The following is a 4,007-nucleotide window of genomic DNA, read 5'->3' as shown; positions in this document are numbered from 1 at the left end:
TCTCGCCCGCCCCGGGGGTGTTGGGGGTGTTTGAAAATCCGCCCCCGGGGGGGGGGCGGGGGACCGCGCGCCACGCGCGGGGTGGTGGGGGCGGGCAACTGGGGGTCGCTTGTGTCGGCTCCCCCCTCCCCCCCTGGCCTTCGGCTAGGGGTCCCCCGCCCGTTAACGGGGGTGGATTGATGAGAGTCAATGGCTGGCTTCGGCCTGAACCGACTCCACCCACTCGGGCACCAGCACGCCCGCCGGCCCCAATCGGCTCTCGTGGAACCACGCGCTGCCCTCGGACCGCTCCAGATTGAGCTCCAGCGTCCGCGCGCCATGATATTTCGCGGTCTGGACGAACCCCGCGGCGGGATAGACCGCCCCCGACGTACCGATCGACACGAACAGATCGGCGCGCGCCAGCGCCCGCTCGATCACGTCCATCGCGTAAGGCATCTCGCCGAAGAACACGATGTCGGGCCGCACCGCCGGCGCGCCGCACGCCGCGCAGACGGTGCCCGGCGGCATGTCGCCTTCCCATGCCCGCCGATCCTCGCAGGCCGCGCATAACGCCGACTTCAACTCGCCGTGCATGTGCAGCAGCCGCTTCGCTCCGGCGCGCTCGTGCAAATCGTCGACGTTCTGCGTGACGATCAGCAACTCGCCCGGCCAGTCGGCACCGAGCCGCGCCAGCGCCCGGTGCGCCGCATTGGGCTCGACCCCGGCCAGCGCCGCGCGCCGCAAGTCGTAGAACCGGTGGACCAATTCGGGATCGCGCGCCAACGCCTGCGGCGTGCAGACATCCTCGACCCGATGCCCTTCCCACAGCCCGCCCGGCCCGCGGAAGGTCGCGATGCCGCTCTCGGCGGAAATGCCCGCGCCGGTCAAGACGACGATGTTGCGGATGTCGGTCATATGCCAACCTTAACCGACACTCTAACCGAGCGAAAAGGCCCTCAGGGAAATGCCTCACGCTTCTGCCGCAACACGTCCAGCCACCCGATCACGCCGTGGATCACGAGACCGATGCCCGCAGGCACGAGCTTCCACAGACTGTCGTTCGGCGGATGGGAGATCAGAAGAGTGACCAGCAGACCCGCGGCGAGCAGGACCAGGCTCGCGATCCGCGCCTTGCTCGGCGGCCAATAGGCGTAGTCGAAGCTCGTTATCCGCGCGGCGGGACCGGTGACCGAGAGCCAGTCGAACAAGGGGATGCCGATGACGATCAGGGCGAGGGTTTCGAACAGGTTCATCCGGAACCAACCTTAGCATCATCGCGTGCATTGCCCAGTGTCGCGCATGAACCGGAAATGGTCGCTGCTGGAATTCCGTCACCGGCTTTCGTATCGGCGGTTATGGCCACGACCGATCCCGACCCTCAAGAGTTCGTGCTCCAGGGGTTCGATCCCGTCACCGCAACCGTCTGTGTCGAATGGCGTATCCGGATCGCCGACCTGGATGCGCTTCGGGATGTCCTCGCGGTTGACAGCGATGGCGATCCCGAATTGCGATGCTTCTACTATTATCTATCGGCAGAGGAGGTGCGTCGCATCGGCGAGTTGTGCGTGCCCCCGGTCGTGCTCGACGCCATCTATACCGGGATCACCAGGTTCGATCCGATCTTCGCCGACGTGCCCTACATGGTGCACACCAATTTCGAGCTTCCATTGATGCTGGAAGGCCGAAAGCCGTTCGCCATCCTCAGCGACGGTTATCCGTCGGAATGGTTCGACGAGCATCTCGCGCCGTTCGAACCATTTGTCGCATCGGGTCAATTGGTTCGTCGGATCGTCGACATGCCGCTGCCCGAATTGAAGCGGCGGCATCCCGATGTGGATGGCGTGAGGAGAGTCTATTTCGCCTTGCCCGGTGAAGAATGGCGTATCGACGAATATATCGCGTCGATCGAAAATCGCACACGTGACTGGGATGACGAGCTCGAACGGCTTCAGGGTGCGCTCCTGGGGTATGAAGGCGGGCAGAACGACTGGTGGATCGAGCACAAGGTCAAGAAGTTAGCCTGGTGGCACCCTACCCCCGAGGCTTCCGAAACTTCAGGATGAATTGATCGGTCTTTCCGCGGATCGACTCGTCGAAAACGCCTTTCGTCCGCGGGTCGGCGGGATTGGCGAGTAGCTTGCTCTCACCGACCAGCTCGAACCCGGCCGCCAGCACCTCGCGTTTCACGCGCTCTTCCTGGATGCGGTGGAGCGTCTCGGTCACGTCGTCGGGCGCGCCGGCCGCGGCCGAATGGTCGAGCACGACGTAGAGGCCGCCGGGCTTGAGCGCCGCGAACACCTTGCGGTTGAAGGCGGGGACGTCGGCCGGGCCGAGGAACTTGTCGTGCAGGTCGTGGTAATTCTGCGCGATCCAGAACAGGTCGAGCTTCTCCGGGAAATCCAGGCTGGCGGCGATCGGCGTGGTGGTGACGGTGACGTTCGGCCGGCCAGCCGCCCAGGCCTTGAGGTCGGCATAGCCCTTGGCGACATTGGGAAAGCCGATGATCTCGTTGAGCTCGACCGCGTAGACGTGCCCTTTCGGCCCCGCGACATCAGCGAACAGGCGGGTGAAATAGCCGCTGTTGGCGATGTAATCGGCGATCTTCATCCCCGGCCGCACGCCGAGGAAAGCGAGTGTCTCGGCCGGCTTGCGGTTGGCGTCGCGTGCCACGTCCTCGGGCGGCCGCGAGGAATCGGCGACCGCCTTGGCGATGACCGGCGGGATCGCCGGCGTGGCGGTGGCGGCGGGCAGGGCAAAAGCGGCGAGCAACAGCAGGACGGGAACGCGCATCGATTACCTCCGGGGGGCGGGCGACCAGCGATGCGGCGGCGGCGAGGCCTTTACAAACGACAATTTTTGGCCGCCTGAACGACAAAGATTATGGGCACGCCGATCCGCAATTTGCCGCTCAACGCGCTGAGGAGCTTCGATGCCGCCGCGCGTCATTTGAGCTTCGCCGGCGCGGCGGGCGAGCTCGGCGTCACCCCGGCGGCGGTCAGCGTCCAGGTCCGCCGGCTCGAGGAATGGGTCGGCGCGCCGCTGTTCCTGCGCGGGCATCGCTCGATCGCACTGTCGGCGACCGGCGAGAGGCTCGCGCCACGCCTGACCGCGCTGTTCGCGGAGATGGAGCGGCTGATCTCCGACGTCGCCGATCTCGACGCGCAATTGCTCCAGGTCAGTTCGATGCCGAGCTTCGCGGGTAAATGGGTAGCGCCACGGCTCGGCCGTTTCCTCGAACGTCATCCCGGCATGCAGGTCCGCATCGCTGGTGGCGACCAGCATAGCGATTTCGATCGCGACGGTGTCGATATCGGGCTGCGCTATGGCGATGGCGTCTATCCCGACCTGCATTGCGAGCCGATCGCGCGCGCCACGGCGTTTCCGGTCTGCAGCCCGGCGCTCGCCGTCGCCTGGCCCGATCCCGCGGCGATTCCGGAAGCACTGCTGCTCCAGGACGAATCCTCGCTGGTCGCGCCCGGCCTGCCGACCTGGAGCACCTGGTTCGCGGCGTGCGGGATCGACCGCGCGGTCGAGGGCGGGGCGCGGTTCGGCAATAGTCACATGGCGCTGTCGGCGGCGGTCGCAGGCCAGGGCTTCGCGCTCGGCATCACGCCGCTGGTCGACGAGGATCTCGCCGCCAGGCGGCTGGTCCGGCCGTTCGACATGGCGGTCGACAGCAGCTTCGGCTTCTGGTTCGTGTGCCGTCCCGACCGCGTGCGCGAGCCCAAGATCGCCGCGTTCCGGGAGTGGATCATGGACGAGGCCCGATGACCGATTTCGCGACGACCCGACGGCTGTTCCATTTGCCCGACGGCATATTCTATCTCGACGGCAATTCGCTCGGGCCGTTGCCGCTGTCGGCCGAAGCGCGGGTGCGCGAGGTGCTGACGCGCGAATGGGGCAATGAGCTGATCAAGGCGTGGAACACTGCCGACTGGATCAGTCTGCCCGCGCGCGTCGGCGACCGGATCGGCAAATTGATCGGCGCGCCAAAGGGCAGCGTCGCGACCGGCGACACTTTGTCG

Annotated in this window: 5 protein-coding genes and 1 pseudogene; 3 read left to right on the top strand and 3 right to left on the bottom strand. The window is 66.3% G+C overall.

The features are described 5' to 3' along the window. Positions 1 to 186: 186 nt before the first annotated feature. Positions 187 to 897 (bottom strand): NAD-dependent deacylase, encoded by a 711-nt coding sequence (locus ACTHJR_RS16400; protein WP_440524320.1) that lies wholly within the window; start codon positions 895 to 897, stop codon positions 187 to 189. Between the two features lie 41 nt (positions 898 to 938). Next, the gene (locus ACTHJR_RS16395) at positions 939 to 1,235 is read right to left on the bottom strand and encodes a hypothetical protein (RefSeq protein WP_440524319.1); all 297 of its coding nucleotides are present in this window, start codon (positions 1,233 to 1,235) and stop codon (positions 939 to 941) included. Positions 1,236 to 1,265: 30 nt separating this feature from the next. Here ACTHJR_RS16395 and ACTHJR_RS16390 point away from each other — a divergent pair, with 30 nt between their 5' ends. Continuing rightward, positions 1,266 to 2,045: a hypothetical protein gene (locus tag ACTHJR_RS16390; RefSeq protein ID WP_440524317.1), complete on the top strand. Its 780-nt coding sequence runs from the start codon at positions 1,266 to 1,268 to the stop codon at positions 2,043 to 2,045. Here ACTHJR_RS16390 and ACTHJR_RS16385 read toward each other — a convergent pair. After that, the gene (locus tag ACTHJR_RS16385) at positions 2,014 to 2,772 is read right to left on the bottom strand and encodes a class I SAM-dependent methyltransferase (RefSeq protein ID WP_440524315.1); all 759 of its coding nucleotides are present in this window, start codon (positions 2,770 to 2,772) and stop codon (positions 2,014 to 2,016) included. The two genes, ACTHJR_RS16390 and ACTHJR_RS16385, sit on opposite strands and share 32 nt — an antisense overlap. A 90-nt stretch (positions 2,773 to 2,862) precedes the next feature. Between ACTHJR_RS16385 and ACTHJR_RS16380 the strand changes: the two genes are divergently transcribed. Further along, positions 2,863 to 3,753, top strand: coding sequence for a LysR substrate-binding domain-containing protein (locus tag ACTHJR_RS16380; protein ID WP_440524313.1), 891 nt, complete (start codon positions 2,863 to 2,865; stop codon positions 3,751 to 3,753). Continuing rightward, positions 3,750 to 4,007, top strand: a pseudogene (locus tag ACTHJR_RS16375) (kynureninase); the annotation flags it as partial. The gene ACTHJR_RS16380 and the pseudogene ACTHJR_RS16375, both read left to right, overlap by 4 nt.

Source organism: Sphingomonas sp., from assembly GCF_051962185.1.
In the GTDB taxonomy this organism is placed as follows: Bacteria; Pseudomonadota; Alphaproteobacteria; order Sphingomonadales; family Sphingomonadaceae; genus Sphingomonas.
Note: the sequence above shows the minus strand (reverse complement) of the source record. Positions and strands in the feature narration are given on the sequence as shown.

Coding starts and splice junctions, on each gene's coding strand:
- ACTHJR_RS16380 (WP_440524313.1), top strand. CDS start 2,863: ATGGGCACGCCGATCCGCAATTTGCCGCTCAACGCGCTGAGGAGCTTC.
- ACTHJR_RS16395 (WP_440524319.1), bottom strand. CDS start 1,235: ATGAACCTGTTCGAAACCCTCGCCCTGATCGTCATCGGCATCCCCTTG.
- ACTHJR_RS16400 (WP_440524320.1), bottom strand. CDS start 897: ATGACCGACATCCGCAACATCGTCGTCTTGACCGGCGCGGGCATTTCC.
- ACTHJR_RS16385 (WP_440524315.1), bottom strand. CDS start 2,772: ATGCGCGTTCCCGTCCTGCTGTTGCTCGCCGCTTTTGCCCTGCCCGCC.